This window comes from Labilibaculum sp., assembly GCF_041595635.1.
Taxonomy (GTDB): Bacteria; Bacteroidota; Bacteroidia; order Bacteroidales; family Marinifilaceae; genus Labilibaculum.
Genome location: NZ_JBFHJW010000041.1, coordinates 1 through 17,207 on the forward strand (window position 1 = coordinate 1; position 17,207 = coordinate 17,207).

The window sequence follows — 17,207 nt, forward strand, 5'->3', positions numbered from 1 at the left end:
GCTAACGGTTTTGCTAAATTTCGTGGGCGATTTATATTGATTTCCTTATCAATGCGCACCGAAGCAAGCCGGTTAAATTTACTATAATTTATAAGTAGGAGCAAAGCCAAATTTTATTGGCTTGCTGGTTTTTATTAGTTAAGTTGAACTATCAAACTGCTCATCAACGCCCATGACAATTTAGCTTTTGTTAGCGGTTGTTATCTTCAACTATTGTCAATTTATCTGTCTCATAATCTCCATTTTCACCGAACACTTCAGCGTCTACAAAAAAACTATTTGATTTCCCAAGCACTCCTATGTTCAATTTTGAATAGCCATGAGTTGTGAAATTCCCGGTAACCATATAGGTGAAACCAACAATTCCTCCTGTTCTATTTTTAATAATACTATCATTTTTAATTTCTACAACTGCACTCTCGTAAGCCCCAGAACTACTCATCATTAAGGATCCTAAGTGTACAATTAGCATTGCGCCAACTGCACATATAGTCCAATAAATAGAAATTTTTTCCCATCTAAAGTCAAAGGTACTTTGGATCATTTCAAGAAAATTAGCTTTAGGTTTCGTGATTTCCTTAAATCTAATTCTATTTTCTTTTACTCGTAACCAATTAATCACTCCATACAAAGCGAAACCAGTTCCGATAAAATTTATAACGTAAGAGTATGGAACAAGATTCAAGTCAAGGATTATACTAATGATGAATAATGTGCTTCCTAAAACTATATATTTCTGATTACTCATTGATTTACTTATTGATAATTACCGCTAACGGTTTTGCTAAAATTTGAGGGCGATTTACAACTGTCGCCTTATCAAAGCCGCTTACGTTTATTGTTTTGTTACATTATCAAATTGAGCGTCACCGCCCTTTAATTTTAACTTTTGTTGTGGTGCGTATTCAAATTCCCATGTCTAAAATTTCCCAATTGTTTTTGTTTTTTCTTAATATAATTGGTGTATTATTCTTCCAAAATGATTTTTCTTCACCGTTTATGCTATAATATTCAACTTCAATGCGACATTTATTTCTGCTCAGAAAGTCAAACTTGCTAATTCTGATGCCATCGATCATTTCTTGCCCTCCAATCCATTTATAATTGTTATCAAAGCCACAATCAATTTCTTCATATGCAAAAATGTCCTCGAAACTTAGAAATTCTTCTTTTGTTAGTTTTTTAAGGTTCTCCTCACAGCTTTTATAGCTTTCAATTTCAAGGGATATAAGTTCTTCTGCAAAATGATATTTTCGAAGGTTTGTTAAATATTTCGTAAGGTCTAAACGAACAACCTCATTACTATCAATTACAAAAATTGGTCTATTTTCTTCATTTTCCTCACATCTCGATGAATGAATATACCATTCAAAAAAGTTATTGATTGTCTTTGTCACTAGAGCGGTGTCAGATTTTGCTTCTTGTCCATGAATTGACAAACATGATAATAAAAGCAAACATGATAAAATTACTCCATTTATTTTTCTCATAATATTTAGTCATTCAGTTTATGCACCACAACGGTATTGCTAAGTTGCGTGGGCGATTTAAAAGAAATAACCTTTCAAAACTCACGGAAGCAAGCCGCATAAATTTGTTTATATTTTTAAGCAAACCAATTAAAGTGGCTTGCTGGTGTTTCATAATTGAACCAAACTTTCGAACTGCTCGTCACCGCCCATGAAATTTAGCTTTTGTTGTGTGGCGTTATTTTTTTATCTCCTCAATTGCTCTTTCTAGTACCACATCTCTTCCATTTAAATAATCATCAATAGTTTGTTTTACTTCGATATCTGGTTTAACTCCACTGTTTACAAATCTTTTTTTGCTTATTGGATAACAAATACGCCTAGTACAAATCCTTGCATAACCACCACCAGGCAAGCCTCGTACTACTAAAGGCGAACCTGTTGACCCACCAGTTTCTTCGCCAATTATTTTTGGTCTACCAGGTACTTCAAAAATATTAACCAGGAAATCTTCGGCTGCAGAAAAAGTGTACCTACCTACTAATATCGTTGTAGGACATTTTATTCTCTTTAGAGTATCTGAAACATTTATCACCTTAGGTTTTTCAAATCGTAATGCTTGGTTTAAATAATAATCCTTGTACTCATCTTTCCAGTTTCCATTTGCCTTCCGCACTCCATCATTAATCCTTGTCTCCCAAGCGTAATTTAAAAAGCTATTCCCTTTTGTCAGGTATTTTTGTAAATGCCAAGCAACACCTGTTGAGCCTCCTCCATTTTTGCGAAGATCTATTACTACTCCTTTTGCTTTTCCTATTTTTCTTGCAATTTCATCAAATTCCTTAATTGCTTTATCTTGTGGTGTAAAACGATTAAAACTAATGACTGCAATATTGTTATCAGTCCAATCCAAATCAACTATGCTTCTCGAAAAGTTACGCGGTACACCCCAGTATTCGTCATTAGGAGTTCTTGTTGCTTCTCCATTTCTTTTCAGTTCAATTTTTTCAATTGTTCCATCAACTTTTCTAATTGTTCCTTTAAACAATTTGTTTTTAAATCCACTTTGAATTTTATAAACTGATTGCATCCATAAATGCTGTTCAGTTGATGCTGAGATGTATGGAAACACATTCTTTTCAAGATAATCAACTGTTGGTATTGCTTCTATTTCAATTAATTCAGCTCCAAGCCATGTTGAGTCGAGACTAACATTTTTTCGTACATGAGTAATGTATATTTTCTCATTAAAATCTTGTAATGTTATTGGAATATAATCAGTGAATGCATAGAACTGTCCTCTATCAGAAACTTGTGTATGTCCATCCTTTAATGATGCAGTAAACTTGCGTAATATGCGATAATATTCATAATCGTTTTTAGACGCCAACACCTCTGGGATTAGTTCTTTATAGAGACTGTCCAAATCAAAAGTTAATTGGTCAACATTTACAAAATTATATTTTGTTTCAGACCATGTTTGACTAAGCCAATAAAGCTTTTCTTCATCCGTAATTTTATTTGGCAATTCTTTTATGCCAACAATTTCGGTATAGGCGGTATCAACAGAATTAAGAATAATTTTAAACTTAGTTGTATCATTATTACTAAGCATAAATGAGACTGTATCTGTATCCGTTTGAAATATGACCTCATTTTTTTCATTTGTACAATAAACATTTAAGCGATCAGGATTAACTTTAGGAGAAATACTCCAATCAGTTTGTTTACCATTTACTAAAACCTTTATGTTTTTTTTTGTTGAATAAAATGTGTCGTTTTTCTTTTCAGCACAGCTAAAAAGTAGAATCAACGGAATAATAAATAATAGTTTTCTCATTAGGCTATTTAGTTTTTTTTAATGCCACACAACTTCTAAATAAACGCTATGGCGTTTATTTCATCTATATCAGAACGAAAAGTGTGTTTACTACTCCTATGTGGCGTGCTAAACACAGATCATTCAAATTTATCTATCGAAGCTACGAAACAATAAAGCCCCAACAAAAAAATATTATAATTATTTTACAGGCAATTATCCGCCTAAGCAACCAACACCCTAAACCATAACTTTACAGAAGAGTGAATGGGGAAATTTACTTTCAAAGGCAAATAATAGATGATGTCTAAAGATTAGAAAACACCACTTTTTCAGGAGCAAAAAAAAGCCGTAACTTCAATGAAATCATGACTAGAATTGATAGAAATTGAAAAGCTTTCTTATTTCATAAAAAAGGCTGCATCAAAACAGATGCAGCCTCTTTATTAAATTATTATGTATTTACAAACGAGATTCTAAAATTTTAGGCACATCTTTCGCACTTACATCTGGTAACATACCAACATAACCTCTTTCTTCGAATCGCTTCGCAATAATATCAACACTATCTTGTCCAACATTATGATCACTCAAACGAGTTTTAATGCCTACTTGATTAAAAAATGCTTCTGTTTTTTCAATAGCAAGTGTTTTCTTTTCCTCATCGGTTCCCTCGGTGATGTTCCATACACGCTCGGCATACTGAAGCAATTTCTCACTTCGGTCTTGTTTCAAATGAGCTAGCACACCAGGCATTACAATGGCCAAGGTTACTGCATGATCGATGCCATGAAAAGCAGTTAATTCATGACCAATCATGTGAGTAGCCCAATCGTTTTTCACCCCTACTCCAATCAAACCATTCAAAGCCATGGTCGCAGCCCACATCAGGTTAGCTCTGGTTTCATAATCGGGAGTGTCTGAAGCCAATGCTTTAGGACCTTCTTCTATTAAAGTAAGCAACAAACCTTCGGCAAATCGATCTTGTACGGGCGAATTTACTGGGTAAGTTAAATATTGCTCCATTACATGAACAAAAGCATCAACAATACCATTAATCACTTGTCGTTTTGGCAATGAATATGTTGTTTCTGGATCTAAAACCGAAAATTTTGGGAACAGCAAAGCATTTCCAAAAGCCATTTTTTCTTTGGTAGCTACTCGGGTAACCACACCCCCACTATTCATTTCGGAACCTGTTGCTGGTAAAGTAAGAACAGCTCCTAAATCAACTGCTTTATGAATAGGGGCACGTTTAGCCATAATGTTCCACTCGTCGCCTTCGAAATAAGTAGCTGCAGAAATAAATTTAGTTCCATCTACTACCGAACCACCACCAACAGCAAGTAAAAAATCGATTTTTTTGCTTCTTACAATTTCAACTGCTTTCATCAAAGTCTCGAAATGAGGATTGGCTTCGATACCACTAAATTCGGTCACATCGAATCCCTCTAAAGCCTCCATTACCTGATCGTACACACCATTTTTTTTGATGCTACCGCCACCATAGGTCATTAAAATTTTGGCATTTTTAGGTATCTGTGAACTAATCTCAGAAATTTTTCCTTTTCCAAAAAGAACCGTTACCGGATTGTAAAAATTAAAATTTTCCATTGTATTATTTTATTTGTTGTTTCTATTTATAGTTATAATGAATTTCTTTTTAAGGCTTTTACCAGCTTTTTTGCCATTTCCAAATCCGAAGCCGGATTCTGTCCTGTAATCAACCTTCCATCAACAACAACATATTGCTGCCAATTGGCTACTGAAGAATATTTGGCTCCGCGCTGTTGCAAAGCGTTTTCTAACATAAAGGGCACTTTACTTTCGGTTCCTATGGCTTCCTCTTCTTTGTTACTAAAAGCGGTCAATTTTTTACCATTCACCAAAAAAGAAGCATCGGATAATTTGATATTCAAAAGCCCTGCACCACCATGGCAAACCGCACAAATCAGCCCATTGTTCTCGTAAATAATTCTTGCTATTTCAGCAATCTCCTCACAATCCGGCATATCGAACATCGCTCCATGCCCGCCTGGATAGTAAATGGCGTCGTAATCTGCTGCATTGATTTCCTTTGGTAATTTAGAAGCATAAAATTTATCATGAGCCTCATGGTCAGAAAAAAACGCTTTTACTTTCGCATCATCTGCATCGCATTGCTTTACAGGAACAGCACCTCCTTTAGTCGAAACAAAATCGACTTGGATTCCATTTTTCTTCAAATAAAAATAGGGAACCGCAACTTCCATCACATAGCAACCAGATTCCCATCCTTGTGGATCTTTAACATGACTTGTTAAGGCAAATAAAACTTTACTCATATTAATTCTGAAATAATGTAGATCAAAGTTAAGTCCTGCTTTCCTATAAAAAAAGTTATTCTTTTTATACTTTCGTATAAAATTTCTTATACCAAAATGTTAAATTTAGAATGGTATCGCACCTTTAAAGCGATTTATGAAAAAGGAACACTAACCGGTGCAGCTGAAAACCTGGCACTCACCCAACCTGGAGTAAGTCAACAGCTTACTGCACTCGAAACATATATGGGTGTGAAGTTGTTTGAGCGCAAACCCCGAAGAATGCTTCCCACTCCACACGGAATGCAGCTTTACAATCAAATTGAAGAAGCTTTGGTGCAACTGGAAAAAACCGAAGAAAATTTCAGACGAAAAACACTAATGAACCGTCCCAAAATAAAAATCGGAATGCAGCTGGAAGTTTTTCACTATGCATTTGCGCCCATTTTAAATCAATTGGACATGGATGTTGAATTTCTGTTTGGAGAAACCGATGACCTGCAAGATAAGTTATTCCGGAAAGAGCTGGATTTACTCATTACAAGTTCGCAAAACAGCTACCAAAACATTAAATACATACACTATTATCAGGAAGAATTACTTCTGATTAGCAGCAAGGAAATGGATACCATCCCCTTTAATCAGCTGGTGTACGAACAAAAAATGGACGAAGCCGAAAAATGGCTCTCGGAACAAAACTGGTTTTCTAACTCGTATAAAATGGAAACCATAAAATCCTTTTGGACAGATAATTTTAGGAAACGGCCTTATTTTAAACCCAGATATGTAATTCCCAACTTAAATGCCATGCTGGATGCCATTCAACAAAATCAGGGACTTTGCCTTCTGCCTTATCGTCTTTGCAGGGATGCCATTGAGAATAAAGAAATAAAAGAATTGTGGCAAGGAGTAAAAACCACTTACTCCGATAGATATTTTGCCCTGCAAATGCAAAGCAAAAATCTAAAGCAAGCCGAAGAAATCATTCAATTAATCAGCAATCATATCAATCAGTAAATCATTTTTAAACTATGAATAAATTATATCACCTATCAACATGCTCTACCTGCGCACGAATAGTAAAAGAGCTTAATTTAAGTCCAGATTTTCCGCAACAAGACATTAAAACAGAAGCCATCAGCGAAGCCCAACTCGATAAAATGGCTGCACTATCGGGCAGTTATGAAAGTTTATTCAGCCGAAGAGCGATGAAATACAAAGAATTGGGCTTAAAAAACCAAAACTTAAGCGAAGAAGATTACAAAAATTACATTTTAAAAGAATATACCTTCCTAAAAAGACCTGTTCTTATCCTTGGAAAGAAAATATTTGTGGGCAATTCTAAAAAAGTGGTAGCAAGTGCCATCCTAGAACTTCAAGCCAAATAGAGAAGAATCACGCTGATTTTGTAATTCTCTCATTTTGTAATATCTTAAGACAATGAATTCTATCATCCTAAATACAGAATCAGTCGTGATTTAATCATCAACTTAAAACTTCAACAGATGCCCTATTTTAAAGTTCAAACGAATAAAAGCTTTTCGAGCCGAAAACAACAAAGTTTTCTAAAAGAATGTTCCATTCTTATATCAATGGAATTAGGAAAACCCGAAAAGTATGTAATGACAGCATTTGCACCCAAAGTTGAGATGACTTTTGGTGGTAGTTTAGAGCCTTCCCTTTTTCTGCAATTAAAAAGTATAGGTTTGCCCGATACGAAAACGAAAGATTTATCAAACAAATTTGCCTGTTTGGCAGAAGAAAAATTAAAAATCCCAAAAGATCGAGTTTATATAGAGTTTATGGATGTTCCAAGAGGTTTTTGGGGGTGGAATGGTATCTTATTTTAGTTCAATTACCATTTAGTTAGTTAATATTTTAACAAATTGAATAATTTTGATTGGAATCCTAAATATTTTTACACAACTTTACACCGTCAAATTAAAAACGAAATAGACGATGGCAATTACATTCACAAATAAGAAGCATTATAAACGCAATAAACGTTCTTGACGTTTTAGAAGTGAATTGATGTAACGCGATCGAATAAGATACTTAAGCCTGCAGAAATTCTGCAGGCTTTTTTTGAGAAAAATCACAGAAACAAAAGCTAATAAATTAAATTATTAAGCCTAAACGCCTTCCATTTCTGGACGAAATGGCAAAACTAAAATTATTAACCAATGAAAGTTTTAAAATTTGGTGGAACCTCAGTTGGATCACCTGAAAGAATTAAAAACCTTGCACAACTAGTTCAAAGTGATGAACCCAGAATTATCGTTCTGTCGGCCATGGCCGGAACAACAAATTCTCTTGTTGAGATTACCGATCTTTTATACAATAAGGAGATGGATCAAGCCGATGAGAAAATTTCAGAACTGGAAGCAAAATACAGAACTCGAATTAACGAACTTTTTGCCACTACAGAAGGAAAAGAAAAAGGAAATGAGTTAATTACCTCTCATTTTAACTACATACGTAACTTTGTATATCGAAGCTTTACAGCCCTGCAGGAAAAAGCAATTCTTGCACAAGGAGAATTGATTTCCACAGCCTTTTTCCACTACTATTTGACCGAAATTGGGGTAGAATCGGTATTTCTTCCTGCTCTTAATTATATGAGAATTGATAAAGATGGAGAACCTGACTCTTACTATATCAAAGAAAATCTAGAAAGAGAACTAGCAGAACACCCACAACAAAAACTTTTCATTACTCAGGGTTTTATTTGCAGAAATGTATACGGAGAAATTGACAATTTAAAACGAGGAGGAAGCGATTATTCAGCCTCATTAATTGGAGCAGCTCTAAAATCGGAAGAAGTACAAATTTGGACCGATATCGATGGCTTTCACAATAACGATCCTCGTTATGTAGAAAACACAGGTACTCTTCATCAATTATCTTTCGACGAAGCTGCTGAGCTGGCCTATTTTGGCGCTAAAATTATGCACCCTTCGAGTATTGTTCCCTGTAAGCAATGGAACATTCCGGTTCGTTTAAAAAACACATTAAGTCCATCGGACGAAGGAACCTTGATCACAGACGAATCTACTGGAAAAGGCATTAAAGCAGTTGCTGCCAAAGATGGGCTTACTGCCGTTAAAATTAAATCGGGCAGAATGTTATTGGCTTATGGTTTTCTTCGTAGAGTTTTTGAGATTTTCGAGATCTACAAAACACCTATCGACATGATTACTACCTCGGAAGTAGCCATTTCGCTAACCATCGACGACGATAGTCATCTTGCAGAAATAGAATCGGAATTGGCAAAATTCGGTAATGTAGAAATCGACAAAGATCACTCAATTATTTGTATTGTTGGTGATTTTATTTCCGAAACAGCAGGCAGCGCCAAAAAAGTGTTGGAAGCCCTCGAGAACATTCCTTTGCGTATGATTTCCTACGGAGGAAGCAAGCACAACATTTCCGTTTTGGTAGATCAGAAAGATAAAATAGCAGCCCTTCAAGCCTTAAGTAATCATTTATTTTAATTGTTGTCTTCACAATTTTTTTATCATGTTTAACAGTTCAAGAATCAAACAATTCTCAAACATAGCTACTCCATTCTACTACTACGATATGGAAACTCTTCAAAATACTCTGGAGATTGTTAAAAGAGAGTCATCCAAATATGGATATCATGTGCACTATGCAGTAAAAGCAAATGCAAATCCTACGATTATGACCAAAATTCAATCCTATGGATTTGGTGCAGATTGCGTTAGTGGAAATGAAATTAAAAGATCGTTAGAAACAGGATATCCATCAAATAAAATTGTTTATGCAGGAGTGGGTAAATCCGATCAAGAAATACAAACTGCCTTGGATTCTAATATTTTCTGCTTCAATTGCGAATCGATTCCAGAAATGGAACTCATTAACGAACTGGCCGCGAAAAGCAATAAAGTGGCTCAAATTGCCATTCGAATTAACCCCAATGTAAACGCTCATACGCATCATTACATAACCACAGGGGTTGAGGAAAATAAATTTGGAATTAGTCGATGGGAATTCGAAGATATTCTAAAAGGATTAGCTTCCTACACGAATATTAAATTAATCGGTTTTCATTTTCACATTGGATCTCAGATTACTGATTTAAGTGTATTCAAAGGCCTTTGTATTCGAATCAACGAAATTAAGCAGTGGTTTGCCGATAGACATGTAGTTGTTGATCACATAAATGTTGGTGGTGGTTATGGCGTAGATTATCAACATCCCGATAAAAATCCTATTCCTGATTTCGTTACCTTCTTCAAAATTTTTGATGAATTTCTTGAATTGGATCCCAATCAGGAACTACATTTCGAGTTGGGAAGATCGATGGTTGCTCAATGTGGCAGTCTAATTTCAAAAGTTTTGTATGTAAAGAATGGCGTAAAAACCAAATTTGCCATATTGGATGCCGGAATGACTGAACTATTGCGACCAGCTCTATATCAAGCCTTCCACAAAATTGAAAACCTGAGCTCTGATAAAGAGAAAGAAAATTACGATGTAGTTGGTCCGATTTGTGAATCGTCAGATTGTTTTGGAAAATCGGTACTCTTACCCGAAACAAAAAGAAACGACTTAATTGCCATTCGATCGGCAGGTGCCTATGGCGAGGCAATGGCTTCAAGCTATAATTTACGAAATATTGCTCCTTCGATATTTTCGAATGAATTGAACTAAAGCCTAGGGGCAATATCCTATACTTTTTAGACCAAGCTATAGAATATTGCCCTTTTTCTTTTTTCTAACGCAATCCCAAACTTTTAAGAATTGTTTTTGAGGGCACAATAAATATCGATAAATTACAAAAAGCTCCTCCTCCAACCGAAGAATCAATAATGTTATTTTCATTGGTCAACTTGCTGCCCGAAAGACTAAATGCATGATTGCTATTGGTCACATCGAAGTTGATATTGCTTCGATAACCACCTTCCAGCGAAGTCCACAGCCAATTGGTGATTCCCTTTTCTATTTCTATAGAAAGATTCAAATCGGCCCTTCGAAGTTCCAAAGTTTTGAAATCATCCAATTCGGAATCATCAAAATGAATGCTGTAACTACCGCCCTGCAATTTTGCTTTTGCATTGATAAAACAAAGTTTAGATGGCTGATAACGCAACTTTATACGAGCAGGTAAAAAAGCCTCTACACCCCACTTATCGGCAAAAGTATGATTGTACGAAAAGATCGGGAAAAGCAATGGATCGCCAAATGTATAGGAATATGCCAAACCAATTCCCCATGATTTAGTTGGGCTCACCTTCCATCCGATAACGGGTGAAATCTCCATTTTCAAAAAAGTATATTTACTTACATTCCCGATGTGTTCTTTCCAATAATCTCCTTTTAACTTGGCATTAAAACGAAACATAAAGTACATATTTCTTTTCACTTGAGCTGAAAAGTAGAGACTTCCACCAATTCCCTTCAAATTCTTATCGTTCAAGCTCTCATACAATGGATAATTAATATCCGAACTTTCATTAAAATGCATCTCCTCATCGCTGTACTCAAAACTACCTGCAATTTTAAACTTTTCTTTTAAAACTATGGGAAAGCGCAACTTGGTTTTAAAAATACGATTGTGTGTAATCTCCCCCTTGCCATCGCCATAGGAATCGGAAGTAGAGCTGATATCAAAATCAGCATTTTCATGATAGGAGACTTCAAAACCACGAATGGGTCCTTTCCCAATTATGGCAGGATTCCAATCATAAGTCAGAGAATCTGTTTTATCCTGACAATAAGCTTCGTAAAAAGGAAGAAAGCCCAAAAGGAGAAAAAAGAATATGCATTTATTCATTACAATCGATGTTTCAGCTATGAGATTAGCAATTTATACTAGAACCAAAAACCCAAACTTACATAGTTTGAAATTCCGCTTTTCTCCCCTGAATACATGAGTGAAAACTCCATAGGCCCAATAATACTGTTATAGGAATAAGTTAATCCGATCCCTTTAATCCATTTTCCTTCGGTAAGGGCATCATCCACATCTTCAACCAATTTTCCAAAATTCGCTTTCAGAATTAAGTAGTTGTTCCGAAATAATTCATACTGAAAGTCAGATCGAAAAACAAAAACATTAGTCGATGCCATTTCCATGCGTTCCAAACCAACAAAAGGAATCTGAATATCGAAATAATCAGTCTGATCGATTCCTCCCGTATATGAAGTATAAAAATTAGGAATATCTTTTCCCCACACCACACGTCCATAAAACTTTGGATACACTGTAAAGGAAGGACTCATACTAATTGCTTTTTGAAATTTCAGATAGGCAACCGAGGCAGGTCTTTCCATTCCATCAAGACTGGCACCATTATTGGTCACCAACTTAAATTCTCCATAAAGACTCATTCCTTTTTTTGGATAGTAGGCCTTATCAAAAGAATCTAAATTCAAAAACAGATAGTAACTAAAAAAGTAATCATCATCATTTGTATTCTCCAAATCGGATATCGAAAACTCAGAATCGATATTATAATATTCCATTTTTGCACCTAACCCAACAGAGTACGATTCCCGAAAAATTGAATGTACATTCACATTAAATTTAAGATAGTTAAAATCAAAGCTTCCTGTTTTTGCACCATATTCATAGGCATACACCTCAGAATCGTTATATTCAGCCTCCAAATTCAGACCTGGTTTTAGACCATTATCGATGGTATAAGTTGTCTTAAATCTTGGATTTTCGGCCAATTTTAAATCAAAGGACAAACGAGAACCACTTCGTAGTTTATTTCGAAAAGTAGTATTTAAAAGAACGGCAGCATTGTTATCGCTATCGTAATGCAACCCAACATTAAATCGCTTAGTTGTTCTTTCTTTCACGGTAAGCAGAAGTGTTTTTTTCTCATCTCCTTGCATCTGAAAATCTACCTGATCAAAATAACGACTGCCATAAATCCGATTGATTCCATCCTGCAAATCGCGCAAGCTAATTTTTGAATTTTCCTCAAAATTCAATTTTCCCAACAAAAGAGAATGGCTCACATCATAAAGCCCCGTATATTCAATTTTATTTATGAAGTAACTGGTTGTATCACAAGGAGGAACATAAGCATTCAAACTATTTTTTTCCAGTTTGTATTTCTCCTTTAAATCCAAGAGAGTAGGTATAAAACTTTGTGCTATCTTTTCTCCACGATAAATTAACGAATCGGCATCCTGAAAACTACCTACTGTATATTCATCAATTTCTGGTTTGATATAAATATCGCAGTATTTCAAATTATCCTTATAGTTTTTAAGCGCCATTAAGGAAGCCATCTGATTGATAATATCAAGCAAAGACTTTAATTCTTTTTTGGATTTACTACCAGATTGCACATCCACACCAATCACAATATCAGCACCCATGTTCATCAACTCTTTTACCGGAAAATTATTAATCATACCACCATCGGCGAGCAATTTACCGTCAATTTCAACAGGTGCAAAAAAGGTTGGAATAGCCATACTTGCACGCATAGCTAGTGGTAAATACCCTTTATCAAGAACCACAGGATCACCCGTTTCCAGATCGGTAGCAATACATAAAAAAGGGATAGGTAACTTTTTAAAATCGACAGTATCGTGGTAGTTAATGGTTAAACGTTCAAATAAATTAATCACATTCTGACCTTCTACTATTCCACCAGGCAGCTCAATTCCTTTGGGTTTTATAGGAAAAGACAAAACATATCTTTCAAAATCCTTTTTTTCATAAATAGGAACAAAATTTCTAGATACTTGATCGGAAAGTAATTCATCCCAATTCTGATTTAAAATTATTTTCTCAATATCCACCGCCGAATATCCAATGGCATAAAAGCCACCTATTAGAGCTCCCATACTAGTCCCTGCAACATAATCGATTGGAATTCCCAATTCATCAATAATTTTAAGAACTCCAACATGAGCAAATCCCTTTGCACCTCCACCACTAAGAACCAGTCCTATTTTAGGACGCTTATTTGAAGTTAAACTATCTGTTACCGACTGAGCATAATTTAAAAAGCTTATCGAGCATAAAAGCAGACTAATACATAAAGATTTAACGAGCATAAATTAATTTTACTATGTTTTCACTATGTTTTTTTGGCTTATTAATGAATTCGAAACGTAAAACGCAACAACTTAAGAGGTTTCATTCCTATTTAACTCTTTTGCAAGAGCAAGAATTTCTTGTGGCTCCTCTCCCATCTTCACCTGCACTCTTATTGCCCGTAAACCATAAACTCCCTGCAAATCCTCTAACACTAAATGTTCAATATTATCTTCGAAATACCCCTTTGCTACCAGATACTCCAAATATCTTTGATACTCAGTCATTTCCTCATCCTGACTAAAAATAACAGCTAATTTTCCTGGTTGTGTTAATCGCTCACGAGTATCTTTTATATGAGCTTTGTCAATTCTTTTCTTCACAATTTCGTAGCGAATATTGTAAGCACCATCCACATCAAATTTCTTCTCATCTTGTCGAAACTGAATGGCCAAAGGCTGAGAGTGTACCAGAATTAAACCTGTAGTGTCGAGATTTATAGGAAGTGAAGATTTTAAGACTTCGGTTTTGCGCGCCAACTCAGCACTCACAATCAACTGCCACAAGCGTAAATTTTTCAAGAATATTTTATCAAAAACTTTCTGTTCAGCAATACTTTGTCCCATATAAATATTGTGTTCAACTCCATCGGTACGATATTTTTCGAAATAATGAGGAAACATTTCTTGTGCTTTTTCCTGCTCTTTTTCAAGGTAGGTAGTTACACAATCGTTAATCATACCTAAACTATCTTCAAAATCTTTTCTTCGTTTGTAAACGATATTCAAAGCAGGATCAATATTTTTTTCATATTCCTTAATCGCTGCCTGTAAGGCTGTATCTATTCCTGTAAAATGAGGAAATAAGCTTTCCACATCATGACGGATAAAGTGCAGAACATTTACCTCATCGCCCGACGAGAGTCCTTTATTAATTCCTTCTATAAAGAAATCTATTTTATAAATTAGCTGATCATAAATTGGCATTTTTCGAACTAAAAATGCTGCCGTAAGAACCTTTCGAGCTAAATCTAACTGCTTCACTAAATCTTCCTGAATGGTTTGATTTCGAATGAGAGAAGAATGACGAACGTCGATTGCGCCATACAAAGGATATACTTCGGGAAAAACGATCTCCTCCATTTTTACAGCATTTCCTATTTCACGCTGCATCAATAAATTCGCTGCAGCTTGCTCAAAACGCCACTCCACACTAGGATGAATAGCTGTACACTCTTCCTTTATAATCACTTCAATCCGACTCCTTAATTCTTCACTACTTCGCTGAACCGCAATGGAAAACACAGGAATAACATCTTTTATAATTCGCAATTTTGAAAAGTTAATATCAAAAGATTTTGTAGAGCCAAGTTCCATAATTCCAATCAATTTGCCTTCGTATTGCAGAGGAACTAAACTAATATTTTTGATACCCTGATCCAAAAGAGCTTGTTCTACAGAGGATAAGTTCTCCTTGTTAGATAAATCATTGATTAATATCGTAGATCCAGATCTACCGGCTTCCTCATAAATTGTTCCCTCATAATCTTCACATTTAAACTGATTTGAATCTAAAAAACCACTCCAAAAACCTGTTCGATTTTCTACTCCTCCCTGAGTCATACTCAAAGCAAGTAAACCCATTTTCATATTTGGCAAAGCCAGCAAGGATCGCATATTCTGCTCTAAAGATCTAAAATTATCGCTATTAATAATTGATGATTTTTCGAGTAACTGTGATTTTAAAGATGAGATGACCTCAACTTGAGTAATATCGATATAACGAAAACTTAAAAACCCTGAGAATCTAAATTTATCCAAAGGCAGCGTCTCCAGCCAAAAATCCATATTCATCGGCTCATTCACCATCTGATGAATTTGCTCTTCTGTAACCTCAGGCAGCTCTCCTTCATAGCTAATATCAATGCAGGTTTTGTCGAATTCCAATTTATAGTACGAAACCAATCCATTCAATTGATCGGTCATCTTGTACAAAAATAGGTAATCCATATCCGGATCGAAACCATAAAATTTTTTAAAAATCATTGAATAAGCATAAATCAGCATGGTAAACGTTTTGTAGCAACTGCTCTGATTTTGCTGCTCAACCAATTCAAAGATTTTTGTCTCGTCGTTTAGCAACTCCCGGTACTTTGGAGTAAAATAAAAATTCTGATCATCGAAAGGGCTAGCCACAACTCCCATACTATCTTCATACTGAGAAGCTGTGAAAAAATTAGACATCAGTACATGAATCTCTGGCTCATATTTAGCAACATCCTCAATGGCAAACGATTTTTTGGCCAAGTCTGGATTTTTAGCAACAATTTCGAGCATTGCTTTAGCCTGATTCCCATGGAAATCTTCCTTTTTGGCCTCCTTCTTAAGTCGATTAATTAAAGGAACAAAACTCAAGGATTTTTCAAAAGGTATTGTATCAATATTTAATTTCAGTTGGTTGAGCCGCATAGCTTATTTTGTCTTAATATTCTTTCTAGCTGCTAAAGTAATTGTTTTTGCAAACACTTAAAAGCAAAGACTTGCGTAATTAAACGGGAAAGTAGGGTATTTCAGACTTTTTCATCCTAAAATGCAAAAAAAAGTAATTTCTAATTCTCTTAATGTGAATTATACCACTTCTTCCTGTCTTTTAAGACATTCTGTTAGTTTGAACCGAAAATGCTGATTAAATTTCACTTAGAATAAGAATACCTCAGATAAAACTAGTATTAACTAATAAAGAAGAAAACGAATGAAAAACATTGGACTAGTACTTGTAATGAGCATGATGATTTTGTCGTGCAACTTGAATCAATCGGAAAGTAAAGACACAATTCAGAAGCAACAAACTATCGTTCAGGAAGAGGCAAACCGAGATGGTGTATTTATTCACATTACCGAAGGCTACAACGATGTACATCGGGTATTAATGCCTCTAAAAATGGCTATGCTAATGGCTGACGACAAAGACGTTCTTATTTATATGGACATACATTCACCAGAACTATTGGTGAAAAATGCAAAGGACGAAAGTTTAAGTGAATTTGAATCCATTCAAAGCTATATCAAACAATTACTTGATAAAAATGTAGGCATATGTGTATGTCCAACTTGTTTAAAAGTTGCAGGATACGAAGCTTCCGATTTAATGGCTGGCATTCAATTGGCCGACAAAGAAAAATTCTTCAACTTCACCAAAGGAAGAATCCTTAACTTAGACTACTAAACGAAGGCACTCAAATTTCACATAAAGAAATAAAAACCCTAACTAAAGGTCACTTTTCTGTGACCTTTTATCCTCTAATTACAAAGCAGCTATAATTAAATTATCTCTAATTCAGAAGATTTTCATAAATTTAAATGATCAACAAACCATATATGCGTGAAAAGACCTAGTCAGACAAAAAATGCATTTTTTACTTTATTCAACTTACTTGCTATTCAAGTCTTTGGCATTCGCTTGCTACACCCTAAAATTGACTTGATAGCCCTGTTTCTTTCTGGCTAAAAATTAAATATACATCATTACATATCACGAACAAAATCAAGCACTTGCCCCTTATCCCTAAATAATCAAGAGAAGAGTGC

General features: G+C 35.1%; 14 protein-coding genes. 6 read left to right on the forward strand and 8 right to left on the reverse strand.

Annotation, left to right across the window (positions count from 1 at the left end; translation table 11 throughout):
* Positions 1 to 190 precede the first annotated feature (190 nt).
* The 5 genes from ABYT26_RS11985 to ABYT26_RS12005 form a co-directional block, all read right to left on the reverse strand.
* The gene (locus tag ABYT26_RS11985; protein ID WP_372754182.1) at positions 191 to 748 is read right to left on the reverse strand and encodes a hypothetical protein; all 558 of its coding nucleotides are present in this window, start codon (positions 746 to 748) and stop codon (positions 191 to 193) included.
* A 157-nt stretch (positions 749 to 905) separates the two neighbouring features.
* Positions 906 to 1,490: a hypothetical protein gene (locus tag ABYT26_RS11990; protein WP_372754184.1), complete on the reverse strand. Its 585-nt coding sequence runs from the start codon at positions 1,488 to 1,490 to the stop codon at positions 906 to 908.
* A 217-nt stretch (positions 1,491 to 1,707) separates the two neighbouring features.
* Complete coding sequence (locus ABYT26_RS11995) at positions 1,708 to 3,309, reverse strand: S41 family peptidase (protein ID WP_372754186.1); 1,602 nt, start codon at positions 3,307 to 3,309, stop codon at positions 1,708 to 1,710.
* Between the two features lie 441 nt (positions 3,310 to 3,750).
* On the reverse strand, positions 3,751 to 4,902 hold the full coding sequence (locus ABYT26_RS12000) for an iron-containing alcohol dehydrogenase (RefSeq protein WP_372754188.1): 1,152 nt from the start codon (positions 4,900 to 4,902) through the stop codon (positions 3,751 to 3,753).
* Positions 4,903 to 4,934: 32 nt separating this feature from the next.
* Positions 4,935 to 5,612: a type 1 glutamine amidotransferase domain-containing protein gene (locus ABYT26_RS12005; protein ID WP_372754189.1), complete on the reverse strand. Its 678-nt coding sequence runs from the start codon at positions 5,610 to 5,612 to the stop codon at positions 4,935 to 4,937.
* 96 nt (positions 5,613 to 5,708) lie between these two features.
* On the opposite strand from ABYT26_RS12005, the gene ABYT26_RS12010 reads away from it, so the two are divergent.
* The 5 genes from ABYT26_RS12010 to lysA all read left to right on the forward strand — a co-directional run bounded on the left by ABYT26_RS12010 (position 5,709) and on the right by lysA (position 10,268).
* On the forward strand, positions 5,709 to 6,608 hold the full coding sequence (locus tag ABYT26_RS12010; RefSeq protein WP_372754191.1) for a LysR family transcriptional regulator: 900 nt from the start codon (positions 5,709 to 5,711) through the stop codon (positions 6,606 to 6,608).
* Positions 6,609 to 6,622: 14 nt separating this feature from the next.
* Entirely contained in the window at positions 6,623 to 6,979 is a 357-nt protein-coding gene (locus tag ABYT26_RS12015; RefSeq protein WP_372754193.1) for an arsenate reductase family protein, read from the forward strand.
* A gap of 117 nt (positions 6,980 to 7,096) precedes the next feature.
* Positions 7,097 to 7,441: a phenylpyruvate tautomerase MIF-related protein gene (locus ABYT26_RS12020; RefSeq protein ID WP_372754195.1), complete on the forward strand. Its 345-nt coding sequence runs from the start codon at positions 7,097 to 7,099 to the stop codon at positions 7,439 to 7,441.
* Between the two features lie 333 nt (positions 7,442 to 7,774).
* Positions 7,775 to 9,085, forward strand: coding sequence for an aspartate kinase (locus ABYT26_RS12025; RefSeq protein WP_372754197.1), 1,311 nt, complete (start codon positions 7,775 to 7,777; stop codon positions 9,083 to 9,085).
* A 25-nt stretch (positions 9,086 to 9,110) separates the two neighbouring features.
* Complete coding sequence (gene lysA / locus ABYT26_RS12030) at positions 9,111 to 10,268, forward strand: diaminopimelate decarboxylase (protein ID WP_372754199.1); 1,158 nt, start codon at positions 9,111 to 9,113, stop codon at positions 10,266 to 10,268.
* A 64-nt stretch (positions 10,269 to 10,332) separates the two neighbouring features.
* On the opposite strand, the gene ABYT26_RS12035 is transcribed toward lysA, so the two are convergent.
* The 3 genes from ABYT26_RS12035 to ABYT26_RS12045 all read right to left on the reverse strand — a co-directional run bounded on the left by ABYT26_RS12035 (position 10,333) and on the right by ABYT26_RS12045 (position 16,088).
* Positions 10,333 to 11,391, reverse strand: coding sequence for a DUF6268 family outer membrane beta-barrel protein (locus ABYT26_RS12035; protein WP_372754201.1), 1,059 nt, complete (start codon positions 11,389 to 11,391; stop codon positions 10,333 to 10,335).
* Between the two features lie 38 nt (positions 11,392 to 11,429).
* Positions 11,430 to 13,640: a patatin-like phospholipase family protein gene (locus tag ABYT26_RS12040; RefSeq protein WP_372754203.1), complete on the reverse strand. Its 2,211-nt coding sequence runs from the start codon at positions 13,638 to 13,640 to the stop codon at positions 11,430 to 11,432.
* Positions 13,641 to 13,712: 72 nt separating this feature from the next.
* On the reverse strand, positions 13,713 to 16,088 hold the full coding sequence (locus ABYT26_RS12045) for a GAF domain-containing protein (RefSeq protein WP_372754205.1): 2,376 nt from the start codon (positions 16,086 to 16,088) through the stop codon (positions 13,713 to 13,715).
* Between the two features lie 283 nt (positions 16,089 to 16,371).
* Between ABYT26_RS12045 and ABYT26_RS12050 the strand changes: the two genes are divergently transcribed.
* A complete protein-coding gene (locus ABYT26_RS12050) occupies positions 16,372 to 16,845 on the forward strand; it encodes a DsrE family protein (protein ID WP_372754207.1) in 474 nt (157 codons plus the stop codon).
* Positions 16,846 to 17,207 lie beyond the last annotated feature (362 nt).